Below are 20,589 nucleotides of genomic sequence, written 5' to 3'. Positions count from 1 at the left end.
TATAGTAGCCCCCATTGCAATTTGATGCCCCTTGCAAAGTGCGGTAAAAAATTGCATAGTTTTTTACGATAAACCACGATGAATCCACAAAAGGGGGAAACAATGGAAAAGACAACATTTATCGGGCTTGGGGTGGCTGGCAATTTTGCGGGGCATTTAGAGCAAGCGGGGGAAGCGAAAGATTTTGAGCTGGTGGAAACGCAGGAACGCCATCAGCCGAAAGCGATTTTTCCGTTTTATGTGCCAGCGGCAGCGGAAGAGTTGGGGGATTATGCCTTTTTGGCAGTAAATCCGTTAAGTGCGGATCGCATTGTGTTCCCGCGTGAGGGGGCGGATAATTTGCAAATTGAGCCTGAAATCGCCTTGCTTTGTGAGGTGCAATATTCTGGCGAAAAAGTTACCGCACTTTTACCACAGGCTTTCGCCGCCTATAACGACTGCTCTATCCGCCGTCCGAATGCCAATAAAATTTGCGAGAAGAAAAATTGGGGGGCGGCAACCAAAGGTCTGGCGGCAAAAACCATTCCGCTCACCCGTTTTGATTTAGGCAGTGAAATAGATGATTATCGCATCGCTTGCTTCCATAAGCGTAATGGCGTGCTGAATGCCTATGGCGTGGATAGCCCTGCCTTGGGATACAGCTATTTTCATCAAAAATTGCTCGATTGGATTGTGGGGCAAATGAATCATCAGCCTGATTTTGGCCCGATGAATAATATTGCTGAATTATTGCAAAAAGCCCATTACCCAACTCAAGCTATTATCAGCATTGGGGCGACCCGTTACACGGAATTTGGCACGAGCCATTTTCTACAGCCCGATGATGTGAGCATTGTGGCAGTGTATAACGGCAAAAAATACACGCCCCAACAGATTGAGCAAATGGCGGTGGAAGAACAGTTTGCAGAGGACATCTCCGCCCTTGTGCAAAAAGTGGTTTAAATGCGAGAGGGGAAAAATTTCCCCTTCATTTTGGCAATCATTTTTGCGATCGTTGCCGCAATGACACTTCTCCACCATTGAATTTGATCACGCCCCGTGCCGTTTCCAGTAACAAATGCCCCTCGCGATCAATGCCGCGTTCAATGCCGTCAAGGGTTTCTTTTTCGCTTATCATACTCACGGGTTTGCCGAAAAATGCGTCCCATTCCGTCCAACGCTGATAGAAACTCGCCATTCCTTGTTGCTCAAATTGAGCGAGGTAATGATAAAGCCGATTGACAAGGGCGATGATGATCTCATTGCGATCAAAGTGCGGTACGATTTCTTTCAGTTCTGCCCACGGCTGATCGATGCTCGCCTGCTTAGGCAAGGAAAGATTAATGCCGATGCCAATAATCAAATTCAGCAAGCCGTTTTTATGATTAGCAATTTCCACCAACACGCCTGCTAATTTTCGCCCGTTCAGCAACACATCATTGGGCCACTTCAGCCCAATTCCCTCTGCCCCAAAAGATTGCAAGGTTTCCGCAATCGCCAACCCAACCACAAGGCTCAGCCCATTCAGTGAAATATGTGGCGGAAGTGTCCAATAGGCACTTAAAATAATTTGCCCTGCAAAGGGGGAAAGCCATTGCCGTCCCCGCCGCCCCCGCCCTGCGAATTGATATTCCGCCAAACACAGATCCCCTTGTTTTAATTGATCAATTTGCTCAAGCAAATATTGATTGGTGGAGTGAATCACCGGTTTCACCACCGCTTGATAAGGGGCAATGCCTTGATTAATTTTTTGTGTAGAAAGTAGCGGTAGCTCAGGCTGTAATTGAATATCATCGCCATTGGTTTGGATCTTTATCCCCAATTCCCTCAACACCTGAATATGCTGGCTGAGCTGGTGATCGTTCAAACCTAAAAGTGCGGTCATTTTTTGACGTGTTTTTTTCTCGCCATCCGCCAATTCGACTAAAAAATGAAACATTTTATTTTTCCTTAATTTTCGTCCAGACAGACGACAATGAATTTTTTTAAAATAAAAAATATTTGCAATTCGCCATTTTCAAATAAGCATAAACTCTGTATAATCCCGCCGCAATATTTTTTAACATTAACCTTGGGATTTTCCCCCTTTAAAGAGAGATATTGCTATGCTACGAGTTATCAAAGAAGCCCTCACATTCGATGATGTGCTACTTGTTCCCACTCATTCTACCGTGTTACCAAACACTGCCAATTTATCCACCCTGCTCACCAAAACCATTCGCTTGAACATTCCGATGCTTTCTGCCGCGATGGATACCGTTACCGAAGCAAAATTAGCAATTTCTCTCGCACAAGAGGGCGGAATCGGCTTTATCCATAAAAATATGAGCATTGAACGCCAAGCGGATCGCGTACGCAAAGTGAAAAAATTTGAAAGTGGCATTGTGTCTGAGCCTGTTACCGTTTCCCCAGATTTAACCTTAGCGGAACTGGCGGAATTAGTGAAGAAAAACGGCTTTGCGGGCTACCCTGTGGTAGATAAAGAAAGCAATCTCGTTGGTATTATCACAGGTCGCGATACCCGTTTTGTGAAAGATTTGTCACAAACCGTCGAAAAAATGATGACCCCGAAAGATCGCCTTGTTACCGTAAAAGAAGGCACTTCACGCGAGGAAATTTTAGAATTAATGCACAACCACCGCGTAGAAAAAGTGCTAGTGGTTGATGACGCGTTCAAATTAAAAGGAATGATCACCGTTAAAGATTTCCAAAAAGCGGAGCAAAAACCGAACGCTTGTAAAGACGAATTTGGGCGTTTGCGTGTAGGTGCGGCTGTGGGAGCGGGTGCTGGCAATGAAGAACGCATTGAAGCCTTAGTACAAGCGGGCGTGGACGTGCTATTAATCGACTCTTCCCACGGGCATTCTGAGGGCGTGTTGCAACGCGTGCGTGAAACCCGTGCGAAATATCCTGATTTACCGATTATCGCGGGCAATGTTGCCACGGCGGAAGGGGCGATCGCCCTTGCGGACGCAGGAGCAAGTGCGGTGAAAATCGGCATTGGCCCAGGTTCGATTTGTACCACGCGTATTGTAACGGGCGTGGGCGTACCCCAAATCACAGCCATTGCTGACGCGGCGGAAGCCTTAAAAGATCGCGGAATCCCAGTGATTGCCGACGGCGGAATCCGCTATTCAGGCGACATCGCCAAAGCCATCGCCGCGGGGGCAAGCTGTGTAATGGTGGGATCGATGTTCGCAGGCACAGAAGAAGCCCCAGGTGAAATCGAGCTTTACCAAGGCAGAGCGTTCAAATCTTATCGCGGAATGGGATCATTAGGGGCAATGAGCAAAGGCTCATCAGATCGCTACTTCCAAAGCGACAACGCCGCCGACAAACTCGTGCCAGAGGGCATCGAAGGACGCATTCCATACAAAGGCTACTTAAAAGAAATTATCCACCAACAAATGGGTGGCTTGCGTTCTTGTATGGGCTTAACGGGCTGTGCCACCATTGAAGATCTCCGCACCAAAGCCCAATTCGTGCGAATCAGCGGTGCTGGCATCAAAGAAAGCCACGTCCACGATGTAACCATTACGAAAGAAGCACCGAATTATCGTATGGGATAATAATCTTTCAAATAAGCTCTATTTATTTTAAATAGAGCTTATTTTCTCTTAAATTATCATTATTTATTTTAATAGGAATTCAAAATTTTTGATTATTTTTTATCACATTGTTCAGGATCATAATCTTAAATTTAAGTAATCTAGTAAACTAATACTAAATTGTGCTATTAATACTCGGAAGGAATCAATATTATGTTTAATCGAAAATATAACAAAATAGATAACAAAAAAATGATTATTTATTTCGATGTTGCAACATTACCTTCACTAAATATGCATTAACCATACACACTAATCTTTATCATTCATTAGTTATTATTCCTAAAATAATGTCTATACTTCATTCAGTAAAACATAAATATTATATAGAACAACTCTATTTATATGATGATGGTTCTGCTGATTATCTTGATCTTTATAATCAAAGAGAAAACAATCTCGCTTTACTATTTAAAACAGCGAAGAAAAATACATCATTAAGACTTAAACAAGAAATAATTTATTATTTCCCACGCGTACATCCATATAGACTTATCTATAAGGTTATAAGAAAGTTTAAATTTTTACGTAAATGCTTTCATTTTACCTATTTAAATAAATATACTTGGCATACTCTCTTTCCAACAAAATATATTGTTCTATGTCCAGAGTATTTTGAAACAGATAAGAAAATGTCTTATATAAATAAGGAATTAGAAAAACATTTCACCAAAATGAATTTTCAACAATTTCACACCTTAACTTCTGAGAATAAGTCGTTATTTCTGCATTTTATTAATATTGATAGCCAACAATTACATACCTTAGCTAGAACATTAAAGCAAAAAAATACTCTTATTTTAACTGGAACAACGACTTGGAAAGATGAACGTTTAGAATTTGCAAAATTACAAGCTAATTTATTAAAGGATCTCATTGACACTAATTTTAAAAACTATCATATCCTATTTAAAGGTCACCCTGCAGCAACAGATATCAATACTTTTATCATAGATACACTAAAAATAGAAAGTATTCCTGAGAATATTCCTTTAGAAATATTAATCATCTTAGATCTATTACCAGATACTATTTGTGGAATGCCTAGTTCTATTTACTTTTCTTTACCTAAAGAAAAAGTTGGAAAACTTATCTTCCTAGAAAATAAGTACATTGAAAATACTAATCCAGAAAAACTGACTAAATTTGAGAAATTAATCTCAGTTATTCTTAAAATTAATACTAATAAATCAATAGAGCTATTGAAAAACAAGCAAAATGCTATAAAATAGAAACGCGAAGAATATTTATGGCATCTTATGTTGATGGGGGGAAAATAAGTATATGAGGAAAATAATTACATTTTTTAGCCTTTTCTTTTCTATATCAGCTTGGTGCCAAAAAATGGAAATCTATTTGGACTATGCCTCCCTTCCATCCCTAAATATGATTCTAAACCTCGTCGAAAATAAGAATAATGAGAAAGTTGAAAGAATCATCGGCTTTGAACGATTTGACTTTAACAAAGAAATTTTAAACTCGTTTTCTAAAGAACGTATAGAATTCAGTAAAGTATCTATTCTTGATATTAAAGAATTTTCTGATAAGCTTTATTTGAACATCGAGAAAAGTGATACTCCCGTAGATCTAATAATTCATACAAACTTAGATCACTCTGTAAGAAGCTTATTATCGATTTTTAAGACATTATCTCCTCTATTTCATAAAATAAACATTGAAAAGCTCTATTTATATGATGATGGTTCAGGTAACTATGTTGATCTTTATCAGCATCGGCAAGAAAATATTTCTGCAATTCTCATTGAAGCACAAAAGAAGTTAAAAGATGCATTAGAAAATCGTGAAACAGATACAGATAAACTACATTCACTAACAAGATATACTTGGCATAAAATTTTTCCGACGGAATATATTTTGTTGCGTCCTGATTATCTCGATATTGATGAAAAGATGCAACCGCTAAAACATTTCCTTTCAGATACGATTGTATCTATGGATTTATCTCGCTTTAGCCATTTCTCTAAAAACCAGAAAGAACTCTTTTTAAAAATTACTCATTTTGACCAAAATATTTTTAATGAATTAAATATAGGAACTAAAAATAAAGAATATAAAACTTTTATTTTTACTGGAACAACTACTTGGGAAAAAGATAAGAAAAAACGATTAAATAATGCCAAATTACAAACTGAGATACTTGAGAGTTTTATAAAACCAAATGGAAAGTTCTATTTAGGTAATGATATAAAAATCTTTTTTAAAGGCCATCCGAAAGGGGATGATATTAATGATTATATTATCAGAAAAACAGGTGCAGAGAAAATCCCAGCAAATATTCCTTTTGAAGTATTAATGATGACGAATTCATTACCCGATTATGTTGGAGGAATTATGAGTACTGTCTATTTTTCTCTACCACCCAAAAATATCGATAAAGTGGTTTTTCTTGGTTCAGAAAAAATCAAAAATGAAAATGATGCAAAATCCCAAACTTTATCAAAACTAATGTTAATGCTTAATGTAATTACACCTGAACAAATTTTTTTTGAAGAGATGCCAAACCCAATCAACTTTTGAAAGCTTTTCGATAGTTTCTAAATACAATAATATTAAGGTACACAATGAACAACATTCACAACCATAAAATTTTAATCTTAGACTTTGGTTCGCAATACACTCAGCTTATCGCTCGCCGTGTGCGGGAAATTGGCGTTTATTGTGAGCTGTGGGCTTGGGACGTTACGGAAGAACAAATCCGTGAATTTAATCCAACGGGGATTATTCTTTCAGGCGGGCCTGAAAGCACCACCGAAGAAAACAGCCCACGCGCGCCTGAATATGTGTTTAACGCGGGCGTGCCTGTGTTGGGCATTTGTTACGGAATGCAAACAATGGCAATGCAGCTTGGCGGTTTAACCGAAACTTCCGATCACCGCGAATTTGGCTATGCCTCTGTTTTGCTTGAAAATACCACCGCACTTTTCGCGGGCTTAGATGATGGCGATCATAAGTTAGATGTTTGGATGAGCCACGGCGATAAAGTTACCCAATTACCACCGCACTTTCAAATCACGGGGGTAACGCCAACTTGCCCGATTGCGGCAATGTCCGATGAAAGCCGTCATTTCTACGGCGTGCAATTCCACCCAGAAGTGACTCACACCAAGAGTGGCTTAGCCCTTTTGACCAATTTTGTGGTGAATATCTGCGGTTGTGAACGCAACTGGACACCAGAAAACATTATCGAAGATGCCGTTGCTCGCATAAAAGCACAAGTGGGCGATGATGAAGTGATTCTCGGCTTGTCTGGCGGGGTGGATTCCTCCGTTACCGCACTGTTGTTACACCGTACTATCGGCAAAAATTTGTATTGCGTGTTCGTGGATAACGGGCTACTTCGCTTAAATGAAGCGGATCAAGTGATGGAAATGTTCGGCGATAAATTCGGTTTAAATATCATTCGTGTCGATGCGGAAGATCGCTTCCTTGACGCGTTAAAAGGCATTGCTGATCCCGAAGCAAAACGCAAAATGATTGGCAAAGTGTTTGTTGATGTGTTTGATGACGAATCGAAAAAACTCACAAATGTCAAATGGTTAGCACAAGGCACGATTTATCCTGATGTGATCGAATCTGCCGCGAGCAAAACGGGCAAAGCACACGTGATCAAATCTCACCACAATGTGGGCGGCTTGCCTGATTATATGAAACTGGGTTTAGTTGAGCCATTACGCGAATTGTTCAAAGACGAAGTGCGTAAAATCGGCTTAGCCCTTGGTTTGCCTGCAGAAATGCTCAACCGCCACCCGTTCCCAGGCCCAGGATTAGGCGTGCGTGTTCTCGGTGAAATCAAAAAAGAATACTGCGACTTGCTCCGCCGTGCCGATGCCATTTTTATTGAAGAGCTTTATAACTCAGGCTGGTACTACAAAGTTAGCCAAGCATTCACCGTCTTCCTGCCAGTGAAATCCGTTGGCGTAATGGGCGACGGTCGTAAATACGACTGGGTTGTTTCTCTCCGTGCGGTAGAAACCATTGATTTTATGACCGCACATTGGGCTCACCTGCCTTACGACTTACTCGGCAGAATTTCCAACCGCATTATCAACGAAGTCAATGGCATCTCCCGCGTGGTGTATGACGTCAGCGGAAAACCGCCAGCGACGATCGAGTGGGAATAAAACCTCTGCTTTTCATCGCATAACATATTATTTCAAAAATAGCCAAATGCCCTGTTATTACAGGGCTTTTCTATTTCACCTTATTTCACGCCGTTTCATATTAGTTTATTTTTTTGTCGGTATTTTTGACGGCATAGCATTGCCAATGCCGATAAAATGATAGAAAATACCGTCAATGTAATGACGGTGAAATTGACGTAAAATGCTAACAGATACAAAAATTAAATCTCTTAAACCTAAAGACAAAGTGTATAAAGTCGCAGATCGAGATGGGCTTTATGTTTCCGTGTCAGTGACTGGGACTATCACTTTCCGCTATGACTATCGTATAAACGGCAGACGAGAAACGCTGACTATAGGCAAATACGGTGTTGATGGCATCAATCTTGCGGAAGCTCGTGAGCGTTTGATGATTGCTCGTAAACAAGTAAGTGAAGGGGTTTCACCAGCAAGACAAAAGCGTGCCGAACGTAATAAAATCCGCAATGCAGATCGTTTTTGTATTTTTGCGGAAAAATATCTTGCTGACGTCAAATTAGCTGACAGTACAAAAGCCTTACGTATTGCAACATACGAGCGAGATATCAAAGACACTTTTGGCAATAGGCTGATGGTTGAAATCACAACTGATGAAATTCGTCATCACTGTGAAAAAATTAAAGATCGCGGTGCTCCTTCTACGGCGATATTTGTCCGTGATCTCATTGCAAATATTTATCGCTATGCTATTCAACGCGGACATAAATTTAGCAACCCTGCCGATGAGATTGCTAATTCATCCATTGCTGTATTCAAAAAACGAGAGCGTACATTAACTCCACGCGAAATTCATTTGTTCTTCAATGCTCTTGAAGAAACTCAATCGGACTTCGGTTTGAAAAAAGCGGTTAAATTCATTTTGTTAACCCTTGTACGAAAGGGCGAACTCATCAACGCTAAATGGGATGAAATCGATTTCAAAAATAAAGTCTGGACAATTCCCGCTGAAAGAATGAAAGCTAAACGTGCACATAACGTTTATTTGTCTGAACAATCCATTGATTTAATTGTAGCGTTTCAAATTTATTCAGAGGGTTCGCCATACTTGTTGCCAGGTCGAATAAATCGGCAAAAACCTATCGCCAATAGCTCTCTTAATCGAGTGATTGCCAACTGTATTCAATATATTAATCGCAACGAGCAGCTCATCGATGATTTTACCGTACACGATTTGCGTCGCACAGGATCCACCTTACTACACGAGATGGGATTCAATAGTGATTGGATTGAGAAAAGTTTAGCTCACGAGCAACAAGGTGTGCGTGCAGTTTATAATAAAGCTGAATATGCAGAACAAAGAAAAGAAATGTTGCAAGTGTGGGCTGATAAGGTGGATGAATGGATTAAAGGTAAGAATTTGTAAAAAAACCGCACCTTTCGATGCGGTTGCTCTGTTATTAAAGTCCCATTCTGCGACGCATTTTGAATGATTTCAGGCGACGCATTTTAGCTGCACCTGTATTAGCTCTGCGTTGTGCTTTGCGAATTGCTGTACGTTGTTTGGCGGTCAAACGAACCTTACCCGAAATGCGTTTATTAATACGCATTTTCTTGCCATTGCGGATAGCAAACACTTTTCTATAAGCGGCATCAGTGATTAATTCATCAGCCAATGCACCATCTAACACCGCTTCATTTTCTTCCGTTGAGAAAATTAATGCGTCCATCTCACCTTGCATTTCCTCTTCACCTTGTGGCAATTTGGTCAAGATAAATTCGTGAATATTGCGTGCAAGGTCATTGTCAAAATCATCTAATAGTGCCCCTGCATTTTCTTCAGAAACGCCTTTAGAAATTAAGTAATCATAGACCGCATTTAGTCCGATGGTAACAACCTCTTGCTCGTCATCGTCTAATTCTCCATCTTGATTATCATCTGCAACAGCGATCATCAACCCAAGCAGGCGATCACCAAATCCTTCGTTTTCTTCAAGATCCTCTTCATTAGTTTCACACCATTCAGAGAAATAATTCAAGGCTTCTGAAGCAATTTGCTGTTCTTGGAAAAGTGCAAGTCTGTTATCGGGCTTGTCTTCTTCTGCACTATCAAGAATCATTGCATTTTTATTTGCAACCATTGCGGTGGGTTTTCCTACCGCTTTTTTCGGGAGGCGTGATAAATGTAATAATTGCTCAAACATAATCTTTCCTTATCGAGTAATCGTTGATGTAATATGTATTTGGCGAACACAACCCTCTGGGCGAACACGCCAGCTGACCATCATTACGTCTGCAGGACGTTGTTGATTTGGCATAATTTCTAGCTCATAAGCCTTGCCACCTAATTCACTGCTATTTACAAGCCACCCTGACGTTTTCGCGGCATCAAAATGCTGGGTGATCATTCGATATGCTGCTTTTATCGCCTCTTCCATCGGCATAAAGAGTAAAAATTCTCTTGCTATACGTGCAACATCTCGTTCAAGCGAGGTGATAATTTCAACAGAAGAAATTAAATTTAAGAAACTGGTTTCTTTTCCCGCTTTGGTAATGGCATCAGCAAAAACATAGCCACTACTACTTGAGAATGTTTGGAAAATAACAGGCGTAATTCCAGCCGCTGCTAAATCGGATAATTCCTCATTATCAGGCTTATAAAGTTGCTTCATTCCTTGTCGTTGAATTGGGAATTGACGACCCGCTACCGCGTATTGTTTGGCAGAGAAGCCAAGTGCATTTTGTACGGCATTACGCTGGCAAGATAAGGCACAGCGATAAGCACTCGTCCCAATTTTGACCCGACCACTTACCCCATTAGGATCATTACATTCAACAGGATGCCAGAGCAAGCTTAATAAATGGCTACTCAATCCCAATTGATTTACCCAAGCAATCGCTTGTTTTGGCGTAAAATGATTGGGCACATCAATCATTACTTGAATATTTTTATCAAATCCTAATTGTGCTAATGCAGCACAAAGTGCGGTAGAATTTGAGCCTAAACTTGAAATATAGACAAAATTGCTATCCGTATCTTTCAGCTGTTTTACTGCACTTTGGTATTGGAGTGCGGTGAAACTACTCACGCTCCCTTCACTAAATGGATATAGCACCTCTGTTACTTGAACGCGTTGAATACCATTCTCATTTTTACCATAAGCAGCACAATCTTTCGGAATTACCGCACCTTGAGCTAAAACAAGTTCATAATCATCAAAGGCGTATTTCGCAATTTGTGCTTGCAAGCTATTTGGGTAGCCATCGTCATCAACAGAATCTAAGTCGATTGATCCCGTAAATTCATCAAGCACAGATTTATTTTTATCCATTACTTTTAACGTGATCATTTTGGCATCAACTGACTGGCTTCTTTCATCTTGCAATTCAGGTGCTGAAATAGAAAGTCGTATGCCATCATTAAAACAGCCGTGATGTTTTAATGCCAAAATGAAGGTATCACTAGGAACCTCATCGACCAATTCAACTTTTAACGCATAACGTCCACTAGGGCTATCAGGCTTTTTCACCACAATCCACTTGTTCTTTGCATCCGTTCCGACTAAGCGAGAAATCACCGCACGTTTTGCTCCCTTATTTAAGGCTTCAACAAGCTGAGTATGTGCATCATTCAGTGCATTAACTCGAATAGGCTCAGGACGACCGGTAATACGTAGGACATTTCCTTTATGTACTTCAAATGCTCGACCAATCGGACCGCGTGGTAATCGAGCTACTGCAGCAAATGTTTGATCTTCGACAGCATTAACCGCAAATCCCTCACTCTTGTCTAGCGTTGGATTAAGCTGTACACCGGGTTCGTGTCCTAAAGAACGACTAAAACTGGTTGCCATTGATTACTCCTTGTTGTTTTCTTCATCAGGTTTAACATCTTCATTTTGTTGATGCTTATCTCTTCGTTTACGTGATTTTTTGCTCTCTCCGGTTTCGTTTCTTTCAGTTTCAACAGTATGAGTTTCTTCAACTTCAGCTGTGTGAGCGTCTTCAACTGTATCAACCTCTTTTTCTGCTATAGAAAGTGAGATCGCTTTTTCAAAATCATTTGCTTTTGCCACCAATTCAATATCCGTAACGAATTGCATTAAATGACCAAATGTCGGAAATTCAACTTCTTGCTTTGTGATACCGCTTGCTTTTAAATTAGAGTCTAAAAACAGGCTCACCGAAGCCCCAACAACATCACGGGGCATATGGTTTTCTACAGTAATTTTTTGCGGGAAGTTAAATTCCCCACATTCTTGTTTTAAGATCGCTAATGCTTCATTTTCTTTTAGCATTGATCCAATAATTAAGAACATAGGGGAATCTCCTTATCAATTTGGGGTGTCTAACACATCAAGCAAAGCAACACTTGCCGCATACTCTGGCACGGGGTTTTGTTCTGCAAAGTTTTTACCCGTTACCCAATAGCCACCCTCAGGGCTTTCTGAATTTGGGTTAATGCGATCAATTTTTGGTGCACCCACTTCACCAAAAATAAATGGATTGAACGCTGGTTGTGCGGAATTAGCACCAATCAACAACATACGAGCGGCTTTCTTGCCACCACTTTCGGTGCGTTTACCTAAGCCTTTCGGTGTGTAATAAACTTCATACATTCCACCTAAGCGACCTAAGCGATAACTCCCTGGGCGTGCTGAAATATTAGATGATTCAAAATAATCCCCACCAAGTGCAGAAAGAATAGTACGAATGCGATCATCAACATAAATATGGGATACCCCGTGAGAGCCGTTACGATTTGCCATCTCTTGGCTAATCATATCGATTTTGCTTAATAAAATTTTGGCAATCTCTTCTTGAGATTTGCGTTTACCTGCTTCGTCCCAATCAAAGTCAAATTCATTCGCATTGTGGAATTTCGCAATGGTTGTCGCATCATTCAGGGCTTTATAAAGATGTTCTTGAGCAAATTGCATACGAATCATCATTGTCCCTTCTGTCGCGGGATCAATACCCATTTCTTGACTAAACTGACGTTCCGCTTCTGGAGTTACCACTACTTTTGAGCGGTAGGATTTTGCAAACATTGTATATTTATTTGCAATCGTTTTGACTGACGGCGTTGCCTCTTTAAATTTCACATCTTCCACGTTCAAATAACCGCGTGCTGCCACAACGGTATTTTCAGGCACGGCGGACGTAAACACGACGGTAACTTCGCCAGTTTGAATTTTAACAGTGGCAGAAAAACTGTAATCCGTATCGCCAATTTTTACTGCCGCCGAAACCATTTCAGTATCAGATTTTGAATTTGTAGTTGTCGCCGCAACTAACCCATTTACCATAATTTGCGTACGACTAGGATAAAGCGGGATCACGGTAGCAGACTGATCGCATTGAGCAAAATCGGTCATTACTGAAGTAATTTTACCTGAGTAATTGGTTTTATCACTTGAAGTTAATGTATGTGTACGATCGGAAGTAATAAATGGATTACCACCACTTACACCATTTAATGATCCTCCAACATCATACATACCGGTTTTATTTCCCGCGTGATGAGAAATAATAATTAACGGTGCTTCACCCGTGTTTTTATCCCCTTGCAAATAATAGGCAAATGGCACACCCGCAAATAACACAGACTTAATCGCAATCAAGGCTTGGCGTGGCACCATCGCACGTGCTTCTGATGACATTGAATTTGATGTTGCAATCGCATCATCAAGATACACTTTTCCTTGTTCAAGTGCTGACGCAACTAAGTGTGAACCCGGTTTACATCCGTGTGCTTTTTCATAGGCATTAATGCCATCTAAAATCGCTTGTCGGATTTCCACCATTCCCACTTGATTGGCTTCCTTTCCATCATTAAACGAGCCTAATTTATCATTGATTTGCTCAACAGAATCTAACTGTAACGATGAAACATCATTCACATCAGCAAGTACACTATCCATTAACAACTGAGCTTCTTGGCAGCGTTTATCATCATAAAATGGCATATTTTGCCCTCCATAGTTTCATTAATTGACGTATTGAAATTACAAAGGGCAATGAATGAGAATTGAAGCCACTCTGCCTTTGTAAACAGCGTTACTTTACAAATGACTAGAAGAAAGAAATTTTCATTTTTCCTAATTTGACTACGAAATAAAGTGCGGTGGCGAATAGATAGGAAAAACACCGCTCTCCTAAAAAAATCAACCTTTATGCTAGGGGAATGAGCAAAAATACCCTACCTAAATTAATTCAAGATCATCGTTATGCCGCTTTTGTGAAACGGTACGCTTTCAATTTGCCTTTATTTGCGAAAGAAGTTTGCGGATTAGATCTCACTTATCAGCAAATTGATGTGATGGAGAGCGTACAGACACTCGGATCTCGTACTTCTATTTCATCTGGCCACGGCACGGGAAAGACGGCGAGCTTTGGGGTGATCGTACTTTGGCACTTAACTTGTTATTATAATTCGATCACGGCAGTTATAGCCCCAAAAGTAGAACAAGTACGAAAACAAGTATTTAAGGAAGTTGCGTTATCACTCAATCGAATGAAAAAAAGCAACTTTAGCTGGGTTGCTGAAGAAGTAGAACTCAATGCTACCGACATTAATATTAAGGGGGCGAAGCAATATTGGCACGTTCTTGCCAAAACGGCACCCAAAAATGAACCTGAAAACTTGGCGGGGTTGCACGGCGATTATCTTTTAGTCATCGCTGATGAAGCCTCAGGGATTGAAGATGCCCACTTTGGCGTGCTGACGGGTTCACTCACTGATCGCCGAAACAGAATGGTACTTGCCAGTCAGCCAACCCGAAATACGGGCTTTTTCTATGAAACCCATCATAAACTAAGCCGTGCTTTTGGTGGTGCGTGGAATAATCTTACACTCAATTCTGAACTTTCTCCCATTGTTAGCTATGAATTTTTACAAGAGAAGAAACGCCAGTACAGCAAAGAGCAATACGACATTAAAGTACGCGGATTATTTCCGAATAAATCCGATGGCTTTTTATTGGGGCGTAGTGAGGTTGAAGCGATCTTCGGACATAATCCATTAAATGGCTATCAAGATTGGGGCTATGTGATCCCTATTGATGTCGGAGGTGGGGATTTTCGCGATGACAGTGTAATGACCGTTGCACGTGTGTGGGGATTTGGAATGTATGGCGAAAATGCCCGCCGTGTTTATATTGAAGACATTCCCATTGTGCGTGATGATCAAGATACGGTGAATTTTGCAAGAGCGGTCGCCAGAAAATCTACAGATTATCAAAACGCTACCCTTGTCGTGGACTATGGCGGGCTAGGGGTAGGTTTCATTCATAACCTTAATGACCTTGGTGTGCCAAATATTGAAAAAGTGAAATGGGGAAATCTTTGTTTCCGTAAGGAATTAAAAGAGAGTTTTTATAATTTACGTGCACAGTCGATCGTTTCTCTTGCCAGAGCCATTCAAGAAAAACGCTTTGGTATTAGTGCAGCGGTTGCGGATCGTTATGGCATACGCATTATTAATGAATTAACCCGCATACCTTACAATTATGATAATAAAGCCCGCTACCAAATTATGAGTAAACCCGATATGAAAGCTCAAGGCATACCCTCGCCTGATATTGGTGATACGTTTGCCTTTGCGTTCCTTGAAAGCACGCATTATATTGCGGCAGAAATTGGTGAGCAAACAGAAATAGATCGCCGCTGGTCGGATAAAATCGCTCAAAGTTTAGCAGGACTTGATAACTACCTCTAAAAAAGTGCGGTCAAAAAAGACCGCACTTTGTGACTAGACAACCGAATTTGCTGTAATCTTCGCATTATTGAGATCTTCACGATAAGCTTCGACAAGCCAATCCCAAGCCTGCTTATGAATGATCCAGCTGTTGGCGGGTAAGACGGCGAACTGCTCATCATTAAATTGTTTGAAGAATTGTCCATCACCTTTCTGATTAAAGGATTTGTCTTTCTTCAGCCACGCAATGGCATAAGCGGGATCTAGTTCATCACGTTTTAATACACTGTTTACACTGTTACGAAATTTATTCCCGTTACTGTCTTGATATTTCAACGTATTACCCGAAACAACTAGATAATTCGCAAGAAGAGTATAGCGTAAGGCTTCTTTTTCCTTTGCTTTTTCTGCATTCTGTTTTTCAAGCTGTTTTTGTTGGTAATCAATAAATAAATCTGATGCCAAGCGGAATAGATAAGTGAAAATATTGCTCTTAAAATCCGTTATACGAGAAGAAACAACGCGTTGATAATCAAACAAGGTAAATCCCTTCTCAATAACCTTTAATTCTTCAAGACGAGCATTAGCTAGTTCATTCATTTTCTGAATTAAGGCTTCTCCACTCTCGATATTCGCAACATCAATTTGACTAAAGGCATTTTCTACCGCCTCTAATGGCTGAGGCATTGGCGTGTGTATTAAATCGGAGAAGTAACCATCAGCTACCTTCTCATTTAATGGATAATTGTATTTCACATAAAAGGTGAATAATTCATCACTCACATCGTTTGACCAATAATATCGGGACTGATAAATATTACTGATCGGGGCATAAATGCCGTTATCTCGATACTCCACACCTTGATCATCATAAATACGACGAATATGTTCGTAAGCTTCTGGTGATTGCTTTAACGCTTGATAGTCTTCCTCATTCAAAATAAGTGAAAAATCAAGATTACGATCATTGAATCGATATTGACGTGCTTCACTCAATTTGACTTTGGCTGAGCTGTCAATATATTTTTCAATTTCAGGCATCTCTTTAGTCCACCACTCATAGGTTGATAAAGACTGCTCCGCACGTTTTGCAATGTGCTGATAAATCACTTCACTCTCAGGACTATTTGCCTTAATTAAGTGGTATCCCTTCAATTTTTCTTCATTATAACGATCTATTCCTTTATTCTCTAAAGGTTCTAATGAAATCCCAAGTCCAAACAAATAATGATCATTAATCGAACTAACGTAGATTAAATCATTTTCTGATTGTAATAAATCCCCCTCTAATATTGGATAATTCTCCACCAAAAAGGCTTTTGCCTCTTTTAATGCTTGCAACCTTTCTTCATCAATATCTACCTGACTTGCCAGTTCTGATAGCTTATGTTCATACTCTTCTATCATCTGTGTGTAAGCCCCGCTCTCTTCTTCCCAATTATTGTAAAGTGGGTGTTGCTCTCCTTTTTCGAGATTTTGTTTTAAGCGGTTTGATTTGGTGCCGTAATAAGGTTGGCTTTCTTCAAGCAGACTGCTCGCTCGTTTAAAATCCTCATCAGGCATTACATCGGGATAAATAGATTGGTATTGACGCACGAATGCCGCCCACTTTTTCATTAATACGGCATTTCTTCGCTCAAGTTTGCTTTCCAAACCAATACGTTTTTTCTGTTTGCTTGAAATCGTGGCCTCATTTGTTTCATTTTCCAACTCTTGACGAATTTTGCTAATGTTATTCTCTAATGGAGCAATTTGAGCAATGATTTCATTGTTGATTGCCTCTAAATGCCTTACGGCATCATTAAAATGGGATTGTAGAAAATCATCAAAAGTACGGATTTTTTGTGCTTCTGTTTTGATCGTTTCTGCCATTTGATAGGTATTGACAAAATCCTGTTTAAGCGTGGCTAAACGTTTTTCTTCGTTAAGTTTTTTCAGTTTTTCCTCAGCCTGTTTATAGGCTTCTTCATTACCCATTAAGTCAGCTAAATATTCCTGATCTTTTTTGCTTAGTCCATTTTCAATATTAACTTTATTTTCATCTCCATAGAGTAAATGATTAATCCAACTCGCTTTATTTCCAATCAACTTGCGTTTATAGCTATCAAATGTACCATTCGCATCATAATGATAAACATTCACCGCAATGCCTTCTTGTGCTAAATAGTTACCTTGACGAACACCACGACCATTACGCTGTTGCAAACTATCGGGTGTCCAGCCTACCGTTAAATGATGAATAGCTTGTGTGCCTTTTTGTAGGTTGATTCCCACTTCCGCTTTCTTATTGGCGATGATGATTTCATATTTATTTTCAGAAAGCGTTTTACCATTTTCATCAATAACAGTGTCCTCATTAAAACCATCTTGAATTTCTTGCACCTCGCCGCTGTCTTTCACGGATTTTGCATTGAAAATCACAATCTTATGTGCTGGGATATTGGCTTTATTGACGAGGGCGAGCTTTAATTTATTATGTGAGCCGATCATATCGCAAAAAATAATTTGCTTACACACGCCCCCTTTGGCTTTCGGATTAGCCCGCTCAAGATTAACGTTTTCTAAAAGTGCGGCCATTTTTGAACCGAGTTTTACATCAAGTGCTAACCCCGCTTTTTCAGCAAGTTTCAAAAATTTACTCTGATTTTCAAAATCCGTCGTGGTTAATTCTATCTGGTTGTTAATTAAACGAGCGATAATCTGAACAGTATAAAGCGTTTTTGTTGCGAAATCGTCAATTCCCTCTTTATCTTTCGCCATCGTCGTATCAAGAATAATCTCTGCGGTTGTACCAATCAAATTCTCACGTTCTTCTTTTAAATTGAGCTTGTTAAACTGTTCGATCACCGTTTTAGCTAGCGTTTTTTGACTTGGCTCAATAAAATAACGCGTCATCTCTGAACTCAGATCTCGATCAAGTAAGGTTTTTGTTACTTTATTAATAAAATTAAACGGGTGAGCCAACACTTCTGGCGTTTCACCTGTTTTAAGTGTAAGAGCCATCATATGTTCTTGTGTTTCCGAAGACACGTCCCCGTTTTTATCCACATAGCGTTTGGCTAAACGATAATCGGTTTTTAATGTTTCAATTGCTGCTTTAGTTTCTTCAAATAAAGCGATATGAGTTTCGTTTTCTTCACTTTCTGGAATGTAATCTCGCCCATTTGGTAAATCATCAGCATTTTTAATCGCCGCAACGGATTGAATAAGTTTGCGAAGCACGCCAACATTACGTAGCCCAGAAAAAACTTCAGTTTCCACTTCTCGCCCATCTACGGTACTTTCCTCGCGGGTCTCAATATAGCAAAAATTTTCCAAAAATTGATCCGCACCTTTAATCCCTGTAAGACCATTGACTTTTTCTTCGCCGACAGCCAAAGAAAGCATTGAATAAATTTCTAATGGGGAATTCGTAATAGGGGTTGCCGTGAGACAAAGTACACCATCTTGCTTTTGATTTTGCCCTCGTATATACCAGGCTTTAACCGCACCATTCACACCTCTTGCTGAGGGATCAGCAAGTGAAAGCCATTTAACACGGCTACCAAAATTTCCTTTTTTGCCATTTTTGAAATTATGAGCTTCATCAATCACAAGACTATCAATGCCCATCAGCTCCAATAATTCGTTTTTCATTTTAGAGCCAATTAATTTTTTCAATTTGGCTAATGCCGATTTAAGCCGCTCATTATCCGCTGTACGTTCTCCAAATTCATATTGGCGATCAAATTGACCTTGTGCCGATAAATAACGTTCAAGCGTATCGTCTTTCAATGAAATGGATTCAAAAGCTTCCATTGTCATAAAAATCTTATCGTGCTTATTGTCCAAAATTGACACTAAATCAGCAGGCACTTCACTGGATTTTACGCTGAGATTGCCAGCTTTATCTTCTCTAATACCAACAAATAAACAACGTGCAAAAACCTCATCAGCGTAAATGCCTTTTGCCTCTTTTCTCCAGTTAGTCAGCGTCGTATTAGGCACACAGAAAATCGTTTTCTTTTTAATGTTAATGGATTGTAAATGCTGAATGGTTAATAACGCACTCGCCGTTTTCCCAAGCCCTACATCAAATCCACAGATCCCACCAAATTGACGTGATTGCTGGCGAATAAACGCCGCCTGATGAGGGCGGGGTTGGAAGTCTGAATTTATCCCTATCATATTTAATGGTTCGCCATTCTCAATATTGCGGAACATTAACGCATCAGGATCATTGACTTTCTTATCGATTTCACCCATTAATTTTGAATTAGATTTCACCCACGCGGAGAAACGAATATTGGCAGAAGCAAGGATTTTTTTCATTAATACTCGACGTTCTTTGTCTTCTTCTTTTGTTTTCGCCGCCGTGGTAAAGCTGTGTGTGGTGACAAAGTTCGCTACACGCTTTAATACTTTGTCTTCAATGCTTTCATAAGAAGATGAACGGGAGGGCTTAAACTCAACCACCTGCTCCCCTTTCGTATTGGTACGAACAATGAAATTGCCCCTGCCATTTGAAACATATTGATTAAGAAAACGTACACGATCTTCAAGGCTAACAAAACTGGTTGTGATCTCAAAATCCATATCACGCACATTTGCACGCAATAACCGTTCTTCTGCTGCATTAAGTTGATTAATGAGCTGTATTTTATGTTCCCCCTCAGCTTGAGCAATCGCCTCTTCGTGTAATGTTCGAAAATCTCCAAAGTTTCCCGAATAATAATCCTCAGCGGAAATAATATTTTCACCGTTTAAGCTCACACACCATTCTTGAGATTGATTTAAATCAATCTCTGGAAAATGTTGTTGGAAAATGGCTTTTGAAATACCTCCATTGAGTCCAAATCTCGCCCCTTGCTCATACAGCAATTTTTCATATTGTTGTGAAACACTAAGCGAGGTGTTTTGTTCTGCTATTTGTGCCGTTTGCCCGAGCCAATACTCAGAAAAACGATTATGTTTTACCTCATAAACTTTAGGCGTTGAAGTCATAATCTTCAATGTGCCTTTCATTCGTTTATCAAACCACACAGGGACGCGTGTTTTAGTAAGACGCAAGCGTTTGATTTGCTCTGAAAGCGTAGGGTAGAGTTCAAGTTTGTTAATGTTAGATTGATTGGCGTGTTTTTGTTCGGCTTCATCATAAGCCAAAACCACAGTTACCGTGGTTAAATCATTTAAAGAGAGCATTGTT

Annotated in this window: 13 protein-coding genes; 7 read left to right on the top strand and 6 right to left on the bottom strand. The window is 39.9% G+C overall.

What is annotated here, in order from left to right; genetic code table 11:
- Positions 1–102: 102 nt before the first annotated feature.
- Entirely contained in the window at positions 103–942 is an 840-nt protein-coding gene (locus DXZ23_RS14655; RefSeq protein WP_021724756.1) for a DUF5718 family protein, read from the top strand.
- Positions 943–979: 37 nt separating this feature from the next.
- Here the strand turns inward: DXZ23_RS14655 and birA are convergent, their stop codons facing one another.
- Positions 980–1,918, bottom strand: coding sequence for a bifunctional biotin--[acetyl-CoA-carboxylase] ligase/biotin operon repressor BirA (gene birA, locus DXZ23_RS14650; protein WP_017807210.1), 939 nt, complete (start codon positions 1,916–1,918; stop codon positions 980–982).
- Between the two features lie 166 nt (positions 1,919–2,084).
- On the opposite strand from birA, the gene guaB reads away from it, so the two are divergent.
- The 5 genes from guaB to DXZ23_RS14625 all read left to right on the top strand — a co-directional run bounded on the left by guaB (position 2,085) and on the right by DXZ23_RS14625 (position 9,131).
- Complete coding sequence (guaB, locus tag DXZ23_RS14645; RefSeq protein WP_017807209.1) at positions 2,085–3,548, top strand: IMP dehydrogenase; 1,464 nt, start codon at positions 2,085–2,087, stop codon at positions 3,546–3,548.
- Between the two features lie 257 nt (positions 3,549–3,805).
- Complete coding sequence (locus DXZ23_RS14640; RefSeq protein ID WP_081603165.1) at positions 3,806–4,819, top strand: hypothetical protein; 1,014 nt, start codon at positions 3,806–3,808, stop codon at positions 4,817–4,819.
- A gap of 112 nt (positions 4,820–4,931) precedes the next feature.
- A complete protein-coding gene (locus DXZ23_RS14635; protein ID WP_017807206.1) occupies positions 4,932–6,125 on the top strand; it encodes a hypothetical protein in 1,194 nt (397 codons plus the stop codon).
- Positions 6,126–6,169: 44 nt separating this feature from the next.
- On the top strand, positions 6,170–7,729 hold the full coding sequence (gene guaA, locus DXZ23_RS14630; RefSeq protein WP_017807205.1) for a glutamine-hydrolyzing GMP synthase: 1,560 nt from the start codon (positions 6,170–6,172) through the stop codon (positions 7,727–7,729).
- A 202-nt stretch (positions 7,730–7,931) separates the two neighbouring features.
- Positions 7,932–9,131 (top strand): tyrosine-type recombinase/integrase, encoded by a 1,200-nt coding sequence (locus tag DXZ23_RS14625; protein ID WP_017807204.1) that lies wholly within the window; start codon positions 7,932–7,934, stop codon positions 9,129–9,131.
- A 34-nt stretch (positions 9,132–9,165) separates the two neighbouring features.
- Here the strand turns inward: DXZ23_RS14625 and DXZ23_RS14620 are convergent, their stop codons facing one another.
- From DXZ23_RS14620 to DXZ23_RS14605, 4 genes are read right to left on the bottom strand one after another with little or no spacing between them, the layout of a single operon-like run.
- Entirely contained in the window at positions 9,166–9,909 is a 744-nt protein-coding gene (locus tag DXZ23_RS14620; RefSeq protein ID WP_017807203.1) for a hypothetical protein, read from the bottom strand.
- A gap of 9 nt (positions 9,910–9,918) precedes the next feature.
- On the bottom strand, positions 9,919–11,559 hold the full coding sequence (locus DXZ23_RS14615; protein WP_017807202.1) for a hypothetical protein: 1,641 nt from the start codon (positions 11,557–11,559) through the stop codon (positions 9,919–9,921).
- Between the two features lie 3 nt (positions 11,560–11,562).
- Positions 11,563–12,024, bottom strand: a complete 462-nt coding sequence (locus tag DXZ23_RS14610) for a hypothetical protein (protein WP_017807201.1) — start codon at positions 12,022–12,024, stop codon at positions 11,563–11,565.
- Positions 12,025–12,039: 15 nt separating this feature from the next.
- Positions 12,040–13,674 (bottom strand): hypothetical protein, encoded by a 1,635-nt coding sequence (locus tag DXZ23_RS14605; protein WP_017807200.1) that lies wholly within the window; start codon positions 13,672–13,674, stop codon positions 12,040–12,042.
- A 218-nt stretch (positions 13,675–13,892) separates the two neighbouring features.
- Between DXZ23_RS14605 and DXZ23_RS14600 the strand changes: the two genes are divergently transcribed.
- On the top strand, positions 13,893–15,425 hold the full coding sequence (locus DXZ23_RS14600) for a DEAD/DEAH box helicase family protein (protein ID WP_017807199.1): 1,533 nt from the start codon (positions 13,893–13,895) through the stop codon (positions 15,423–15,425).
- A gap of 33 nt (positions 15,426–15,458) precedes the next feature.
- Here the strand turns inward: DXZ23_RS14600 and DXZ23_RS14595 are convergent, their stop codons facing one another.
- Entirely contained in the window at positions 15,459–20,585 is a 5,127-nt protein-coding gene (locus DXZ23_RS14595) for an SNF2-related protein (RefSeq protein WP_017807198.1), read from the bottom strand.
- Positions 20,586–20,589 lie beyond the last annotated feature (4 nt).

The organism is Avibacterium paragallinarum (assembly GCF_900450705.1).
In the GTDB taxonomy this organism is placed as follows: Bacteria; Pseudomonadota; Gammaproteobacteria; order Enterobacterales; family Pasteurellaceae; genus Avibacterium; species Avibacterium paragallinarum.
Note: the sequence above shows the minus strand (reverse complement) of the source record. Positions and strands in the feature narration are given on the sequence as shown.